The organism is Jannaschia sp. 2305UL9-9 (assembly GCF_041403465.1).
In the GTDB taxonomy this organism is placed as follows: Bacteria; Pseudomonadota; Alphaproteobacteria; order Rhodobacterales; family Rhodobacteraceae; genus Jannaschia.
In genome coordinates, this window is the sequence record NZ_JBGEHM010000001.1 from 685,340 (window position 1) to 701,351 (window position 16,012).

Sequence of the window (16,012 nt, forward strand, 5' to 3'; positions counted from 1 at the left end):
AATTCGGAAAAGACCGTTTCACGTCGTTCGTGTCAGGCGGCGGCCCCCGGTTTGGTCGTCATCGCACTTTGGCGTTGCAGGATGCGCCCACGCGACAGGCCGGCCGCGATGCCGGCGAAGGCATAGAACGTCAGGCCCAGATCCGGTGTCGCCGTTGTCAGAACCGCCGACACGAGGAACGCGATACAGCCGACGCGTGCGCTGTCTGCGACGACCATGTCCGGCAGGTCCCGCCGCCAGGCCCCCGCCCCGAACAGAAGCGAGAAAAGGAACAAGGCGTAGCAGACGCCCCCGACGATCCCGAGGCTGGCCAGAACCGCAATCGGCCAACTGGATGCGCGCACACTGCCCAGCCCCGCGCCAAGCCCCCAAGTGTCGCGGAAATTCGTCAGGGCCTGCGCGTTCCAGCTGAACCTTTCGACGCCCGAGTCGCCCTCGAGCTTGTTGAACAGGGCCCTGTCGAGGAATGCCTGGATCGGCTCCACGACCTCGTAGGCCGCGAATATGGCGACCGCGCCCGACCAGACGCCGACCGCGGCCATCCCGGCAATCCGCGCGCCGCGACGCGTGACCTGCCCCCCAAGACTGCTGACGATGAGGGACAGGCCATAAAGCCCGAGGAACGCGACAATGCCCACATAGGCCGCTGAGGATGTCGCGCGCAGAACGCAGATCGCGGTCAGCGCCACCATCACCGCGCCCAGCCGGTCGCCCCGCCGGTTCAACCAGTAGTGAAGCCAGAAACCGAACAGCCCGAGCGAATAATACCCGAAACTGCTCGCCTCGGGGAAACCACCGATCATCCGCTTCAGCCCGACCATCCGCACGTCGTAGAGGATGGCGTAATTGGCGGTCCGGATCGGCTCCAGCAACGCGCTGAGGCCTGCGGCATAGGTCGCGACATCCAACCACCCGAGGATGACGTTCAGGATGGTCGCCACCGACACGGCGAACAATGCGGGCCGTGAATCGGGTTGCAACCGGAACAGCGTGGCGGCGGCAAGAAAGACGCATATCCCAAGGAAATGACGGAACAATTGCGTCAGGTTCCCCGTCGACGGCCGAAGGGGCGAAGACACGATACCGTTCTCGTTTCCGTCGCGCGCCACGCCGAAAACCATCGTTTCGCCGCGGAACAGCGTGGGAAAGATCAGCGTCGCGACGACGGCGAAGATCGTCAGCAACAGCAGCCAGAAGCCCGGCTGCCCGACCTTGACCGTGCCCAGCAACATCGAAAGCCCCTGTGGCCGAAACAGGATCAACGCAAAAATTGCCATCGCGGCGACATCCGCCAACAGGATCGATGCGCCCCCGACTGCAGGCAAGTTGAACGCAGCCGTCGCCGCCAGCGGCGTCAGCACCATGAACGCCCAGAAGGCGCGCCGTGGCCCCTTGGTGATCAGGATGGCCAGCGCCGCGACAATCAGGAGCGAGGTCGGAAAGAATTGCATGGGCAGGGGTGGCCTTAGATCGCCCCCGCGGGTCAAGTGTTTTCACGAGATCACGGTCGAGGGGATCGCCATGCGTTGGATTTTCGCCATCCTGCTATGCACCGGCATGGCATCCGCGCAGGACCTGCGCGCGCCGACCCTTGGTGTGGCGTCGAATTTCGGTCAGGGCGTTCCTCGCGGCCTGCTGGAGGCCGCGACCCGGGCCGGAATTCGCGATTTTCGGGATGCCGTCTACTGGGCCGACGTCGAAGGGGCGGACGGGCGCGCCCGCTTTCGTGGACAGACCGCGCGCTACCCTGATCGGTTGGACCAATTCGGTGCCGGGATGTCGCTGACCGTCAACAACGGTAACCCCTTGTACGAAGATGGCGCGACCCCGCTTGGCGCGGACGCGGTCGCCGCCTTTGGCCGCCATGCCGCGCGCACCGTTTCCCGGTTTCCGGCGATTGACGGGGTCGAGATCGGGAACGAGTTCAACAGCGCGAACTTCGTCTCGGGGCCCTTGCGGGACGCGGGTCTGAAGGCGCGCGCCGATGCCTATGTCGCCCTGTTCGACAGCGTGGCCGAACAGGTTCGCGCCGCGCGCCCCGATGTGCGGATCATCGGCGGCGGCGTGCATTCCATCCCCACGGGCTATCTTGCCCTGCTGGGCGATGCGGGTCTCTTCGACCGCATGGATGCCATCGCCCTGCACCCCTACGACACGCCGATCGACATGCTCGACCGTCAGATTGCCGTCATGCGCCGCCTGCCCGGCCTTGAAACCATGCCGATCGAATTGACGGAGTTCGGAACACAGGATGCCGCGGCCGCGCCGGGCCTTATGTTGCGCGCGATGTGCAAGTCCGCCCTGTCGGGGGTCCGTCGCCTCGTGTGGTATCCGCTGCACCCGCGCGGCGATGGATATGTCCCCCTGCTGACGCGGGACGGGGCGGTTACGGCGACGGGCAAGACCTTCCTGCGCCTGCAATCGCGGCTGGCGGGTCTGCCCGTTCGCGACTTGTCGCCGGATCGCCAGACCACCGCCTGCCTTTTCGGTGATGATCACCTCGTGGTCTGGGGGGCCGAACGCCCCCTCCGCGTGGCAGGGGAAGCACAGGTCACGCGCGCATCGGGTCAGGTTCTGACGGCCCCCTTCACCCTTTCCGAAACCGATCCGATCCTCGTCAGAAAATCCGATCTGGACGTCGGGAACGACATCAAGTTCGGCCCGCATCATGTTGTGGCTGATACGTTTCTGGATTTCACATACCCGGAGGACGGCTGGCACGAGACGTCGGGCTTTGACCGTCTGGGCCGATCCCCGAACGGAACGCAGCCCCTGACCACCCGCCCCGGGCAGGATCGCCCCGGCGTCCCGTGGACGCCCTACCTCGGGGTGGCGAGCAATCCGAACCTGCGGCTGATGTCACGAAGCCTGCTGCCCGCCGGAACCGAAGCATTTGCCGAAGAGATCCTGCACAGATACACGGCCGACCGCGACATGGTCGCGTCCCTTGACCTGATGCTGCGCCCGGCCGAGCGAAGCCTTGATGGCGTCAGCCTGACCGTCACCTTGGCGGGTGATACGATCACCGACCGCGACGTGACGGGCGCCTATACGCAGTCGATCGACGATCTGTCCCTTCGCGCGGGCGACGTGCTGGAAATTGCCGTCGGCCCCGGCAAGACCGCGACCGGCGATGTGACCGCCTATCGCTTCACCCTTCGGAGCGCACCCTGACACAGGCCAGCAGGCGATCAATCCCGGCCCAGGCATCGGCCACGGCGGGCGGCGACTGACCCTCCATCGCCTGCAACATGCCGATATCGGTCAGCGCGCCCTCGACAAGTATCGCGATGCCATCCGCGTCGATCGACGGATCCCCGGTGAAATTGGCCGACAGCCCGACACCTTCGAAGAAGGACTGCAGCTTGCGATCCCACCCCAGCCCGACAATTGCGCGCCCGTAGGAATGCGCCACGATGCAGGCGTGCAGGCGATGCGCAACGACGGCGGAACAGCCTGCAATCTGTGCCACGAGAGTCGCAGGGCGTTCCGCGTCGGGCGGCACGTCGACGCCCGCGTCATCCGCAACCTGCGCGGCCACGCGCCGTCGCAGGTCACGGTCCTCGGCGGCGCCATTGCTGAACAGCCGCACACGGTGCCCCCGCGCGCGCAAGGCCCGGACAAGATCGCAATAGAACCGGGCGCCACCAATCGCCTGCCCCGCAATCGCGCTGTCCGCGTGGTGACCGAGCAGTGTGAAATCCGTCACGCAAACGCCGATGAGGTCGGCTTCCGACACCTGCGGGCCATAGCATTCCGCGGCCAGCAGCCCCGGATCTGCGATCACCTCCGCCTCGGGCGCGCCCGGCAGCTGGACGGTGATTGCAGCGGCCGAAGCGTTGTCGCGCGGCCCCACAAGCCGCAGGTCGGTGCCCAGCAGATCACCGAAAAGCGCAGCACCCCGGTGCGTCCAGTTCCGCGATACGCCGACGGCATAGATTGCCGTCGGTGCCCGTGTCTCGGACAGCAGGCGCGCCGCGCGACTGACCTTGATCGGAAAGTTGAGATTGGCATCCGACAGGATCTGACCGCCGCCGATCACGGCCAGATCGCACTGCGCCGCCTTTCGCCAATCGGCCTCGACACCGTCCACGACATGGTTCAGTTTCCAAAGGGCCAAACGCTGTCGCAGCCAAAGGGGCAGCCGGTCGACGATGGCAAGGATCGTTTCACGGTTGGCGATCGTCACGGCCCCGAAGGCCTGCCGGCCCGACAGGTCGACATGCGTGATTTCGGCCGAAGGTTCGCGCATGCGCAATCCGTGGGCAAGGCATTCGGCAATGACCCCATCGCCGAGGTTGGGGCTGTAGCATAGGCCGAACTGCGTGATCTTCATCTGCTGCGCCCTTCCGTCTTGCCCGCCTCTTCGGGGGGAAACATGGCGACAGAATGGCGGTCAGGCCCCGTCCCGCCAAGGCTTGATGATCAGGGCCCAGAGGGCATAGCCCCCCAAAGCCGCAAAACCCGCCGCCCAGATCGTTGCGCCGTTCCAAAGTTCGAACCCGGACCAGACGAAGCAGACGGCAACGACCGCCCACCGCCGCCAGACCTGTGCGAAGAATGGATGATCCGCGTCCAGCATCAGGCGCCGACCACATCGGCTACCGCGACGGCCCTGCCCGACGCAAGCGACCGCATCGCCGCCTCTGCCAGGGCCAGGGCCATCAGGCCGTCGAGCCCGCTGGTCCGGGGTGCACGACCTTCGGACAAGGCGGCAACGAATTCGGCAATCTCGGCCGCATAGGCGGCGGTGTAGCGGGTCATGAAGAAATCCTGCAACGGTGGCCGGGTAAAGCCGTCTGCCGTTGCAACCTCGATCCGGGCCAGATGCTGGTTCTGTGCCGACGCGGCCCCGAGCGCGCCCGCGACCTCGATCCGTTGATCGTACCCAAATGCCGCCCGCCGGGAATTGATGATCACGGCCTGCTTGCCGCTGGCCGTGCGCAGGATCAGCGTCGCGGTATCCACGTCGCCAAGCGCCCCGATCTCGGGGTCGACGAGGTTCGAGGCCGTTGCGAAAACGCTCTCGACCTCCTCGCCCAGCATCCAGCGGGCGACGTCGAAATCGTGGATGGTCATGTCGCGGAACATCCCGCCCGACCGTTCGATATAGCTGCCCGGCGGGGGACCGGGATCGCGGCTGGTGATGGTGACGGTTTCGACGGGGCCAAGGGTGCCGGCGTCGATCACCCCCCGCAGTGCCATGAAATCCGGGTCGTAACGGCGGTTGAACCCGACCATGAGGGTCGCGTCGGTTTCCCTGACCACCTTCAGACAGGCCGCGACACGATCGACATCGAGATCGATCGGCTTTTCGCAGAAGATCGCCTTCCCCGCCCGCGCGCCCCGTTCAATCAAGTCGGCGTGGGTATCGGTCGGGGTGCAGATCACGATGGCATCCACATCATCGGACGACAGGATGGTGTCGATGTCGCGGATGTCCCCCCCGAACGCGGCTTGTGCCGCCTCTGCCGCTGCGGCAACCGGATCGGCGATCGCAATCAGCGCCGCGCCGGGCGTCGCGGCAATGGCGCGGGCGTGAACTTGGCCGATGCGGCCCGCGCCCAGAACTCCGAATCTGACGGTCATGAATGCCTCCCTGCAACCGGTTGCAATACGCTTACGACAAGCATTTGCGGGATGCCATAGGTCTTGGCGCCCCCGAACATCCGGGGGCGCCATACGTCAGGCCGTGACGGGCTCGCGCTTGGGGTTCTTGCCCATGATGATCATCGAGAGGATGTCGTCCTCGGTGACGTCCTCGACCCGTTCGGTGCCGATCATCTGGCCGTTCTTCATAACGGAGACCCGGTCGCACAGGTCCATCATCTCGCGCGTGTCATGGCTGATCAGGAAGATCCCGAGGCCTTGTGCCTTCAACTCCTTGATCAGGTCCGCGACCATCGCCGTCTCATGCACGCCCAACGCCGCCGTCGGCTCATCCATGATCAGGATGCGGGCGTTGAAATAGACGGCTCGCGCGATGGCCACCGATTGTCGCTGCCCCCCCGACAACTTGCGCACCGGCTCCGAGAAGCGTTTGAAGTTGGGGTTGAGCCGCGCCATGATCTTGCGGCTCTCGCTCTCCATCTTCGTGTCGTCCAACAGGCCGAGAGGGGTCGTGATTTCCCGGCCAAGGAACAGGTTCGACGCCGCGTCGAGGTTATCGGACAGCGCAAGCGTCTGATAGATGGTCTCGATGTTGTGCTTGCGCGCGTCGGCAGGGCTGCGGATGTCGACCTTCCTGCCATCCACGAAGATCTCGCCCGCGTCCTTCTTGTAGGCCCCGGACAGGATCTTGATCAGGGTCGATTTGCCCGCGCCGTTGTGGCCCAGCAGGCCTACAACCTCGCCGGGCATGACATGGACGCTGACGTCGTCCACGGCCTTGATCCCGCCGAAGTGGATCGAGATATTGCGCATTTCCAGAAGGGGTGTGGTCATCAGGCTTCTCCGGTTTTGCGGCGGTAGACGATGTCCACCCACACGGCGAGGATGAGGACCGCGCCCACGATGATGTTCTGGAACGGCGCATCGACGCCGACCATGCCCATGCCGCTGACCAGCGACTGCATGATGAACGCCCCGAGGATCGCACCGTAGATGGTGCCGACCCCACCGGCCAGCGCCGTGCCGCCGATGACGGCCGCCGCGATGACGCGTAATTCGTCCAGCGTGCCAAGGTCGTTGCCAGCGGACGCCAGACGGGCCGAGGCGATGATAGCCGCGACACCGGCCAAGCCGCCCATCAGGACGAAGACCTTGACCGTCATCATCCGCGTGTTGATGCCGGACAGTTCCGCCGCATCCGGGTTGCCACCGATAGCAAAGACATAGCGGCCGAATCGCGTCTTTCGGGCCACGATGGTCATCGCAATGGCGACCGCGATCACGATCAGGACCGAGATGGGAAATCCGTACGCCTCGGTATAGCCTTCGGGCATTTCCAGGCCTGCGCGCTCGAACCGGCGCTGCAACACACGGGTCGGAACCTCGTAGGCGTTGATGACGGCGGTGATGCCCGCGATGGCCGCAACCATGATGCCGCCCAAGGCGAACTCCGCCCAGACGGGCTTGACCGCGAAATCGTGGCTGATGTGCTTGCGCCGCGTGTGGATCAGGAACCAGATCGTCGCGACGATTCCGGAAAGGGCCAGTGCCCAGCTGGCCGTAACGCCGATGGTGCCGGAGGCGCCGCCCAGCTTCACGAACGTCGGGTCCAGCGGTGATACGGTCGTGCCCCGCGTCACCCACCACGCCGCGCCGCGCCAGATCAGCAGGCCGCCCAGCGTCACGATGAAGGACGGGATCATCAGGTATCCGATCATCCAGCCCTGCAGGCCGCCGATCAGCATCCCAAGGCCGATACCGACCAGAACCGTGACGATCACGATGACCGGGCTTCCGAAGCCGACGATCTCGGGCAGCCAGAAGGCCTGCACCAAGCCCATCACCATACCGACCACGCCCACAATGGAGCCGATGGACAGGTCGATGTTGCGCGTGACGATCACGAAGACCATGCCCGTCGCCATGACGGCGACCGATGCGGTCTGCAGCGTCAGGTTGAACAGGTTGCGCGGCGTCAGGAACGTGCCGCCCGTCGCGATGTTGAAGACGATCGCAATCAACAGAAACGCGCCGATCATGCCCAGCAGTCGCGTATCCAGTTGCAATGTCTTGATGAATTTCCCCAGGCCACTGCCCATCGGATATACCTCCCCCGTTTGATCCGCGCCGCTTTTCGGGCGCTCGATCGAAAAGGGCCCCACCCCCGTCGCCGAGGATGGGGCCCTGATTGTCAATCGACGTCGATTATTCGCAGACGGCCAGACCGCTCACGCCCTGGCAGAGCACGTCCTTGGGGATCCAGCCTGCGTCCAGCACGAGGTTCAGGTTGTCCTGCGTGATCGGCTGCGGGGCCAGCAGCATCGCGTTGACCGTCACACCACCGGGGGAGGTGAACTCGCCGGCACCTTCGATGGCGTCCATCGCGGTGCCACCGGCCAGTGCGACCGCGATCTCACCGGCGTTGCGGCCCAACTCGCGGCTGTCTTTCCAGACGGACACAGTCTGCGTGCCCTTGGCCACGCGGTTCAGCGCGCCGTGGTCACCATCCTGGCCGGACACCGGGATGCCGTCCATGCCCTGCGCCGTCAGCGCGGCAACCACGCCCGAGGCCATGCCGTCGTTCGACGAGATCACGGCATCGACGTTGTTGTCGTTCTGGGTCAGGATCTGCTCCATGTTGCGCTGTGCGTTGGCGGGCGCCCAGGCGTCGGTATAGCTTTCGCCGACGATGGTGATGTCACCGGCGTCGATGGCGGCCTGGATCACCTCCTGCTGACCACCGCGCAGGAAGTCGGAGTTGGGATCCGTGGGCGAGCCCTTGATCATGACGTAGTTGCCGGTCGGCGCCTCTTCGAACACGGCGCGGGCCTGCATGCGGCCAACCTCGACGTTGTCGAACGTCAGGTAGAAGGCGCGCGGATCTTCGATCAGGCGGTCATAACCGATGACGGGAATGCCCGCTGCCTCGGCGGCGTCCAGCGCCGGGCCGATGGCCGCGCCGTCCTGGGCAAGGATGATCAGGCTGTCGACGCCTTGGGTGATCAGCGACTCGATGTCGGCCAGCTGCTTGGTCGACGACGACTGCGCGTCGGCGGACAGGTAATTGGCGCCCGCTGCTTCCAAGGCAGCCTGAATGGCGGCTTCGTCGGTCTTCCAACGCTCTTCCTGAAAGTTGGACCAGCTGACGCCAACGGTCATGGCGTGGCCGTCGGCATAGACCGCGGTCACGGGCAGAGTCATCGCCGCAGCAGCGGCGAGTACAAAACGTCTGTTCACAGTATTTCCTCCCGAATGATGTGACTTCAAACGCCCTCCCAGACGTCGGTCACTCACCCACTTGTATGAGCAGCGTTATTTAATTTGTCAAAAAAAATATTTCGCGAAGCTACGTTTCGCCGGGCTGTCCCGATGCGCATTTTTCTGCCACCGTTCGGTCGTGCGGGCAGCAGGTTCGGTGATCGCGCAACGGGGGGACTGACGACATGGGGTGCAATTCTTCGCGACCGGGCGCAGGCGGTTCCGATCGGTATTCCGGGCCCCGTTCCCTGATCGCAGGCATTGCAGCATTGCTGTGTTCGACTGCGTCAGCCTCGGCGGATCCCTTGTTCATCGACCGGTCGGCCGCCCTGCCCCATGCGCATGTCTATTCCGGCGGATGGGATCATTTCGTCGGCGGGGGCGTCGCGATCTTCGACTGCGACGGGGACGCGGCGCCGGATCTGTTCGTGGCCGGGGGCGCCGGGCCCGCCCGCCTGATGCGCAACACGACAGGCGCGGATGGCGCGATCCGGTTTGCCCCGGTGGAGATGGATGCATTGACCGGTGTTACCGGGGCCTACCCCTTGGACTTGGATGGCGACGGTTTGCGGGATCTGTTCGTCCTGCGGAACGGCCCGAACGTTGCCTTGCGCGGTCGTGGCGACTGTCGATTCGACGTTGCCAACGACGCATGGAACATCCCGCCCGGAACAGGATGGTCGACCGCGTTTTCCGCCACGTGGGAGGAAGGCCGTGACCGTCCGACCCTTGCGATCGGAAATTACGTCGACGCGACGGACCCGGAGGGGCCGTTCGGCACCTGCGACGACAGCATCCTTCTGCGCCCCGAGGGTGACACCTATGGTCCGCCCCTGTCGCTGGATCCGTCCTTTTGCCCGTTGTCGATGCTGTTCACGGACTGGACCCGACACGGGGATGCGATGCTGCGCGTGTCCAACGACCGGCACTACTACGTCAGCGGCGGGCGGGAGCAGATGTGGGCGCTGTCCCCCCTGCGCGAGTTGACGACCGAGGATGGATGGCCCGCGACGATGATCTGGGGGATGGGCATTGCCAGCCGTGATCTGACCGGCGATGGCCTGCCCGAGGTGATGCTGACCTCCATGGGCGATCAGCTCTTGATGACGAACACGGGCGTGGGGTTCGATCCCGTCGGCTACGACGTCGGGACGACCGCGCACCGCCCCCATGTCGGCGACGATGGCCGCCCGTCGACCGGCTGGCATGCGGAGTTCGGCGACGTCGACAATGACGGGCGGCCGGACCTGTTCATCGCAAAGGGCAATGTCGATCAGATGCCCGGAATGGCGATGCTGGACCCGAATACCCTGCTGATGCAGCAGGATGACGGGCGCTTTGTCGAACATGCCGCATCCGCCGGAATCGCCACGACGGAACGGTCGCGCGGCGCGGGGTTTGCCGATCTGAATGGCGACGGGCGGCTCGACCTTGTCGTCGTGAACCGTCGCGCACCAATGGAGATCTGGCAGAACGTGACCGAAGGCACGGGACACTGGGTTGCCGTCGACCTCGTGCAGCCGGGGGGCAACCGGGATGCGGTCGGGGCTATCATCGAATTGCGCACCGCAGCCGGGGTGCAGACGATCGAACGGACGGTCGGCGGTGGCCATGTCAGCGGCAGCCTGCTGCCCCTGCACTTCGGAATCGGGTCGGCAACCGGGGCCGAGGTTCGCGTGACATGGCCCGACGGGGCGGTGGGGCCATGGCGTTCGGTGCAGGCGGACCGGACCGCACGGATCGCCCGTGATCGATAGACGACGCGCCACCCTTCGCTGTGAATGCCCCCGCCGGGCATGCCGCTGGGCCACGGCGGAACGGGGATGATCCGACACTTGCTTGCCGAAACCGTTCTGATCGGCATTGTAGGGGCGGTCGTCATCGCAACGATGCCCCGATCGTTCGGACAGGTTGCAGATATCGAACCACCGCAGGCAACAAAGCCTGCCCGAGTATAGTGCCGCACGTCGGCGGGATGATCAGGAAGTCAGAGATGCTGCAAGGCGACCTCATCCCGGCCGGCGGTTCCCAGAGCGACAGCACCCTGGATCCGAAACGATCCGGCCGGGCGCGCGTGCTCGCCACCATCCGCTACAGGGGCCAGATTGCCCGCGTCGATATCGCGCGCGAGGCGGGGATAAGCCCGGCCACCGTGACCGCGATCACCGCCGAGCTGCTGTCGGAGGGCCTGATAGAGCGGACCCTGCCGGACGGGGCCACTGGCGGACAGGGACGCGGCAGGCCGCGCGAGGCCTTGAAGATTCGCGGCGCGGCGCGGCTGGTCGCAGGCGTGAAGGTATCACAACAGGCAATCACCATCCTTCTGGTCGATTTCGAGGGCGCCGAGATCGGCAGCCACGAGATGCCGCGCCCCGAAGCCCAGTCGACAGGCGACGCCCTTGCCGATCAGATCATGCAGGCCGTCGACGCCGCCTGTGCCGCCCACGGTCGCGCCAGCGCCGAGGTGTCGGGCATCGGGATCGGTCTTGCCGGACAGGTGGACGGGCATCGGGCACATGTGCATTGGTCCTCGGCACTGCGTGAACGCAATGTCGACCTTGGCGCCGCCCTGCAGGCGCGCGCGCCCTGCCCCGTGTTCATCGAGAATGACGCCAACCTCGTCGCCAAGGCCGAGCAGCTGTTCGGCAAAGGGCGCGATGTCCAGAATTTCCTCGTGGTGACGATCCAGCATGGCATCGGCCTTGGCGTCGTCATCGACGGCAAGCTGTATCGCGGCGCACGCGGATGCGGGGCGGAGTTCGGTCACACCAAGGTCACGGCCGGCGGCGCGTTGTGCCAGTGCGGGCAGCATGGCTGCCTGGAGGCCTATGCCGGCGAATATGCCCTGCTGCGAAAGGCGAATGCCGACACCACGCACGCCTACGCCGATCTGACACAACTGTTGCAGGCGGCCCGGACCGAGCACAGCCACGCCGCCCGGATCCTGCGCGAGGCGGAGCATTATTTTGCTCTGGGCCTTGCCAACCTGATCAATATCTTCGACCCGGAGCTGATCATCCTCGCCGTCGAAACCGCGGGGCAGCATCCGCTCTGCCGTCCCTGCGTTCTGGCGCAGGTGGCCGATCACGCCATTCAGGTCGATGCGCCGCTGCCCGATATCGCCGTCCACAACTGGGGGGATCATATGTGGGCCAAGGGCGCCGCCGCCTACGGGATCGAACGCATCTCCGATCTGAGCGTCATCGAACTGGGCCGTGGCTGAGGTCAGACCGCCGCTTCGTCCGGGGTCGGACGAACCGCACCATAAAGGCCGCGATACCTCTGCCATCCGCTTGCATACCGCTCGGTCAGGTCCGCGCGCGGGTCGATGACCTCGGCGATTGCGGGGGGTGTCATGATCGCGGACAGGCTTTCCCCCGTGGCCGCAGCGATCCCGAGGCGCGCCGCCCCGAGGGCCGCGCCGAATTCGCCCCCGGTAGGGATCGACAGGGGTTGCTCCAGAACGCTGGCCAGCGTCTCCAACCAGAAGCGGGAGCGGGCACCGCCCCCCATCGCGATGATCGATCGCAGCTCCGTCCCCGTTCCCTGCAGCGCGGCAAGGCAATCGCGCAGCGCATAGGACACGCCTTCGACGACGGCCTGTGTCAGATCCGCATGTCCGTGGGCCACATCGAGGCCGATCAGGGCCCCGCGGACCTGTGCATCGTTGTGCGGCGTCCGCTCGCCGGACAGGTAGGGCAGGAACGTCAGCGACGATGGCCCGTCGATCCGGTCGGGCAGCGTCCCGGCCAGATCGCCCGCGGACCGCCCGACCTGACGCGAAAGCCAGTTCATGCAATCGGTCGCGGCAAGGATGACACCCATCTGATACCAGCGGTCCGGCACGGCATGACAGAACGTATGAACCGCCGATGCCGCGTCGGGCGCGAAGCTGTCCTTGGCCGACAGCAGAACGCCCGAAGTGCCCAGAGATACGAACCCCTGCCCTTCGGCAAAGCACCCGGCCCCGCATGCCGCCGCCGCATTGTCGCCGGCCCCGCCTGCAACGACGACGGGCCCCGCGATGCCCCATCGGTTGCGCAAGGCGTCGCGCAGGTCGCCGCTGGCTTCGCTGCCCTCGACCAGATCGGGCATCTGATCGCGGCGCATGTGGCCCGCGTCCAACAACGTTGCCGACCAATCGCGTGCGCCGACATCCAGCCAAGCGGTGCCCGCGCTGTCTGACATGTCGCCCACATGCCCGCCCGTCAGCCAAAGCCGCAGGTAATCCTTGGGCAACAGGACCTTTGCGATCTTGGCGAACACCTCCGGCTCGTTCTCCTCGAGCCACAACAGCTTGGGCGCCGTGAAGCCCGGAAAGACGATGTTGCCCGTTGCCGCGCGCACGCCCGGTGCGGCATCGAGCCGGGCCGCCTGCGCCGCCGATCGCGTGTCGTTCCACAGGATGCAGGGGCGCAGCACCTGATCGTCGGACCCTACCAGCGTGGCACCGTGCATGTGACCCGACAGACCGATGCCGCGCAGGGCGGACAGCGGACCGGGATGCGTTTCGTGCAGACGATCAAGGACGGCCTCGCAGGCCGCGATCCAATCGGCCGGATCCTGTTCGGACCAACCGGGATGCGGGTGCGGGTTGTCATAGGTCGCATCCGCCGTCGCGACGACGGCCCCGTCACCGTCCACTAGAATTGCCTTCAAGCCCGAGGTTCCGAGGTCCAGTCCGAGATACATGCGGTGTCCTTTGATGGCTGTGGCCGTGCGCCCCGTGACCTAGGCCATAGCCGCCCGTTCCGTCTAGCGAATTGACGACAGGGGCGAACCGGGCCACCTTGCCGCCGTAGCTGCAGGATCAAGGGCACGGCATGAAAATCGAACCGTTCGGCGTTGAAATCTGGATGAACGCCTATGAGACGCGCTGCACCTGCAATCTGGCCGAAACCTGCGTCGCCGCCATGACCCTGTCCGAGCTTCTGTCCCTGACCGGGCGCAACGGCGACGTGCTGTCCGACCTGCGCGACACACCGCTGAGCTATGGCGCGATCGAAGGGTCCGAACGCCTGCGCCGTGCGATTGCCGCGCTGTATGCCGACCGAAGCGCCGAGGACATCATGGTCTGTCATGGCACCATTGGTGCCAATGACCTTGCGTGGCGCGCGCTTGTCGGACCGGGTGACCATGTCATCAGCCTGACGCCGACATATCAGCAGCATGTCTCAATTCCCGAAAGCCTCGGGGCAGAAGTCAGCCCCCTGATCCTGCGACCGGAAAACGGCTATCTGCCCGATCTGGACGAACTGCGCACGTTGATCCGGCCAGATACGAAGGTGATCGCCTTCACGAACCCCAACAACCCAAGTGGCAGCCTGATGCCGACCGACATGCTGCAGGCCATCATCGATGCTGCGGACGCGGTCGGTGCCACGGTGCTGGCGGACGAAGTCTATCGCGGAACGGCACAGGACGGCGACGGGCAGAGCCCCTCCATCGTCGACCTGAGCCCGCGCGCGGTCGCGACCGCAGGCATGTCCAAGGCCTTTTCCCTGGCCGGTCTGCGCCTTGGCTGGATCACGGCGCCGCGTGCGGTGCTGGACGCCGTGTCCCATCACCGCGACTATACGACCATTTCGGTCGGCATGGTCGACGATCACCTTGCGGCGCTGGCCCTTGAAAACGCCGACCGGATCCTGGCACGCAGCACGTCCATCACCCGCGAAAACCTTGCGATCCTTGCCGATTGGGTCGCGGCCGAACCGGGGATCTCATGGGTGCGCCCCGCGGCGGGCACGACGGCCCTGCTGCACTACGATCTCGACATGCCGTCCGAGGAATTGTGCCGTGACCTTCTGGAAAGGACCGGCGTCCTGCTGACGCCCGGTGGCGTCATGGGGGCGGAGGGAACGCTCCGGATCGGGTTCGCCAATCGGACGCAGGATCTGCGCGATGGCCTGCCGCTTCTGTCGGAATTCCTGCGCGCCAAACGGTGACGGGTTCACAGGCGTCAAGGAACCGCCAGTCGAAAGCATCACTGTCAATGCGCGCCTGATTACCGCTCATGGCAGGCACGGGCCAAGCGTCGGCCGTCGTCGGACGACCCGGTCCGCGCGGCCATCCCGCAAACCGTCTGGCAGGATACATCGCATCGCGGCTTGCACGGTCGAAGTCGACACACCTATGATCCTGTTCTGGACGTGATCGGACCCGACAGTCGGACAACAGCCGCCAAGGGGGATGGGCGGTTGGTTTCGGCACCGATTGGCCAAGGGGGGGGACGGTGATCTCAGATGTCTGATCCTGCAATCATCTGCGTTGCGATCACGGGGTCCGTTCCGACAAAGGCCGACAACCCGGCCGTACCCGTGACCATCCCCGAACAGATCGCCAGCACGCTGGACGCGTTCAAGGCGGGGGCCAGCGTTGCGCATTGTCACGTACGCGATGACGATGGACATCCGACCTCGGACCCGGACCGCTTTCGTCGTTTGAAGGAGGGGATCGAGGAGGCCTGCCCGGGCATGGTCATCCAGATGTCCACCGGTGGACGGTCCGGGGCCGGAAAGGCGCGGGGCGGCATGCTGCCATTGCGGCCCGACATGGCGTCTTTGTCGGTGGGGTCGAACAATTTTCCGACCCGCGTCTACGAGAATCCCCCCGAGCTGATCGCGTGGCTGGCGTCGGAGATGCGGATCCACGGCGTGAAGCCCGAGATCGAGGCCTTCGACCTGAGCCATATCTATCAGGCCAAGCTGATGCACGATCGCGGAGAACTGTCGGACACCCCCTATGTTCAGTTCGTGATGGGCGTGAAGAACGCCATGCCGGCCGAAAGGCGCGTCTTCGATTTCTATGTCGAAACGGTCAAGCACCTGTTCGGTGAGGTGCCGTGGTGCGCCGCAGGCGTCGGGCGGCACCAGTCGGAGGTCAACCACTGGGCCGCTGCCGCGGGCGGGCATCTGCGCACGGGGCTGGAAGACAACATAAGGCTGGATCGTGATACGCTGGCCCCATCGAACGCAGCCCTCGTCGAACGGGCCGTTGACATCTTGCACCAACACAATCGTCGCCCGGCGACCGTCGAAGAAGCGCGGATTATACTTGGGCTGTCTCCTGCATGAAGGCGGGCCTGACGCCTGACGCCAAACCGAAACGGGGCCGAAGGGGTGCGGGCGACCTGGACAGGCGTTTG

Annotated in this window: 13 protein-coding genes; 5 read left to right on the top strand and 8 right to left on the bottom strand. The window is 65.5% G+C overall.

All coding sequences use genetic code 11. The features are described from left to right. Nucleotides 1–32: 32 nt before the first annotated feature. A complete protein-coding gene (locus tag V6N07_RS03350; RefSeq protein WP_371154043.1) occupies nt 33–1,451 on the bottom strand; it encodes a hypothetical protein in 1,419 nt (472 codons plus the stop codon). Nucleotides 1,452–1,521: 70 nt separating this feature from the next. Here V6N07_RS03350 and V6N07_RS03355 point away from each other — a divergent pair, with 70 nt between their 5' ends. Next, nucleotides 1,522–3,174 (top strand): hypothetical protein, encoded by a 1,653-nt coding sequence (locus V6N07_RS03355; protein ID WP_371154044.1) that lies wholly within the window; start codon nt 1,522–1,524, stop codon nt 3,172–3,174. Here the strand turns inward: V6N07_RS03355 and V6N07_RS03360 are convergent. The 6 genes from V6N07_RS03360 to xylF all read right to left on the bottom strand — a co-directional run bounded on the left by V6N07_RS03360 (nt 3,152) and on the right by xylF (nt 8,811). Next, entirely contained in the window at nt 3,152–4,336 is a 1,185-nt protein-coding gene (locus V6N07_RS03360) for a polysaccharide pyruvyl transferase family protein (protein ID WP_371154045.1), read from the bottom strand. The genes V6N07_RS03355 and V6N07_RS03360 overlap by 23 nt on opposite strands. 60 nt (nt 4,337–4,396) lie before the next feature. Then, nucleotides 4,397–4,582 carry a hypothetical protein gene (locus V6N07_RS03365; RefSeq protein ID WP_371154047.1) on the bottom strand — a complete coding sequence of 62 codons (186 nt, stop codon included), beginning with the start codon at nt 4,580–4,582 and terminating at the stop codon, nt 4,397–4,399. After that, nucleotides 4,582–5,589 carry an inositol 2-dehydrogenase gene (gene iolG, locus V6N07_RS03370; protein WP_371154049.1) on the bottom strand — a complete coding sequence of 336 codons (1,008 nt, stop codon included), beginning with the start codon at nt 5,587–5,589 and terminating at the stop codon, nt 4,582–4,584. The genes V6N07_RS03365 and iolG overlap by 1 nt, the downstream gene beginning before the upstream one ends. 96 nt (nt 5,590–5,685) lie before the next feature. Next, nucleotides 5,686–6,444 carry an ATP-binding cassette domain-containing protein gene (locus V6N07_RS03375; RefSeq protein WP_371154050.1) on the bottom strand — a complete coding sequence of 253 codons (759 nt, stop codon included), beginning with the start codon at nt 6,442–6,444 and terminating at the stop codon, nt 5,686–5,688. Continuing rightward, nucleotides 6,444–7,709, bottom strand: a complete 1,266-nt coding sequence (locus V6N07_RS03380) for a sugar ABC transporter permease (RefSeq protein WP_371154051.1) — start codon at nt 7,707–7,709, stop codon at nt 6,444–6,446. The genes V6N07_RS03375 and V6N07_RS03380 overlap by 1 nt, the downstream gene beginning before the upstream one ends. A gap of 106 nt (nt 7,710–7,815) precedes the next feature. Further along, entirely contained in the window at nt 7,816–8,811 is a 996-nt protein-coding gene (gene xylF, locus V6N07_RS03385; RefSeq protein WP_371155376.1) for a D-xylose ABC transporter substrate-binding protein, read from the bottom strand. A gap of 362 nt (nt 8,812–9,173) precedes the next feature. Between xylF and V6N07_RS03390 the strand changes: the two genes are divergently transcribed. Together V6N07_RS03390 and V6N07_RS03395 are read left to right on the top strand one after the other, a co-directional pair. Further along, nucleotides 9,174–10,625: a CRTAC1 family protein gene (locus V6N07_RS03390; RefSeq protein ID WP_371154053.1), complete on the top strand. Its 1,452-nt coding sequence runs from the start codon at nt 9,174–9,176 to the stop codon at nt 10,623–10,625. Nucleotides 10,626–10,843: 218 nt separating this feature from the next. Next, nucleotides 10,844–12,091, top strand: coding sequence for an ROK family protein (locus tag V6N07_RS03395; protein ID WP_371154055.1), 1,248 nt, complete (start codon nt 10,844–10,846; stop codon nt 12,089–12,091). A 2-nt stretch (nt 12,092–12,093) separates the two neighbouring features. Here V6N07_RS03395 and xylB read toward each other — a convergent pair whose 3' ends face one another. Beyond that, on the bottom strand, nt 12,094–13,560 hold the full coding sequence (xylB, locus tag V6N07_RS03400) for a xylulokinase (RefSeq protein WP_371154056.1): 1,467 nt from the start codon (nt 13,558–13,560) through the stop codon (nt 12,094–12,096). Nucleotides 13,561–13,691: 131 nt separating this feature from the next. On the opposite strand from xylB, the gene V6N07_RS03405 reads away from it, so the two are divergent. Together V6N07_RS03405 and V6N07_RS03410 are read left to right on the top strand one after the other, a co-directional pair. Continuing rightward, nucleotides 13,692–14,813 carry an aminotransferase class I/II-fold pyridoxal phosphate-dependent enzyme gene (locus V6N07_RS03405; protein ID WP_371154057.1) on the top strand — a complete coding sequence of 374 codons (1,122 nt, stop codon included), beginning with the start codon at nt 13,692–13,694 and terminating at the stop codon, nt 14,811–14,813. Between the two features lie 297 nt (nt 14,814–15,110). Beyond that, entirely contained in the window at nt 15,111–15,941 is an 831-nt protein-coding gene (locus tag V6N07_RS03410) for a 3-keto-5-aminohexanoate cleavage protein (RefSeq protein WP_371154058.1), read from the top strand. The last annotated feature ends 71 nt before the right edge of the window (nt 15,942–16,012 follow it).

Excerpts from the sequence above, each read along its gene's own strand:
- V6N07_RS03395 (WP_371154055.1), top strand. The coding sequence starts at position 10,844 with ATGATCAGGAAGTCAGAGATGCTGCAAGGCGACCTCATCCCGGCCGGC.
- V6N07_RS03405 (WP_371154057.1), top strand. The coding sequence starts at position 13,692 with ATGAAAATCGAACCGTTCGGCGTTGAAATCTGGATGAACGCCTATGAG.
- xylB (WP_371154056.1), bottom strand. The coding sequence starts at position 13,560 with ATGTATCTCGGACTGGACCTCGGAACCTCGGGCTTGAAGGCAATTCTA.
- V6N07_RS03355 (WP_371154044.1), top strand. The coding sequence starts at position 1,522 with ATGCGTTGGATTTTCGCCATCCTGCTATGCACCGGCATGGCATCCGCG.
- V6N07_RS03365 (WP_371154047.1), bottom strand. The coding sequence starts at position 4,582 with ATGCTGGACGCGGATCATCCATTCTTCGCACAGGTCTGGCGGCGGTGG.
- V6N07_RS03380 (WP_371154051.1), bottom strand. The coding sequence starts at position 7,709 with ATGGGCAGTGGCCTGGGGAAATTCATCAAGACATTGCAACTGGATACG.
- V6N07_RS03375 (WP_371154050.1), bottom strand. The coding sequence starts at position 6,444 with ATGACCACACCCCTTCTGGAAATGCGCAATATCTCGATCCACTTCGGC.
- V6N07_RS03350 (WP_371154043.1), bottom strand. The coding sequence starts at position 1,451 with ATGCAATTCTTTCCGACCTCGCTCCTGATTGTCGCGGCGCTGGCCATC.
- V6N07_RS03360 (WP_371154045.1), bottom strand. The coding sequence starts at position 4,336 with ATGAAGATCACGCAGTTCGGCCTATGCTACAGCCCCAACCTCGGCGAT.
- xylF (WP_371155376.1), bottom strand. The coding sequence starts at position 8,811 with ATGACTCTGCCCGTGACCGCGGTCTATGCCGACGGCCACGCCATGACC.
- V6N07_RS03410 (WP_371154058.1), top strand. The coding sequence starts at position 15,111 with ATGTCTGATCCTGCAATCATCTGCGTTGCGATCACGGGGTCCGTTCCG.
- iolG (WP_371154049.1), bottom strand. The coding sequence starts at position 5,589 with ATGACCGTCAGATTCGGAGTTCTGGGCGCGGGCCGCATCGGCCAAGTT.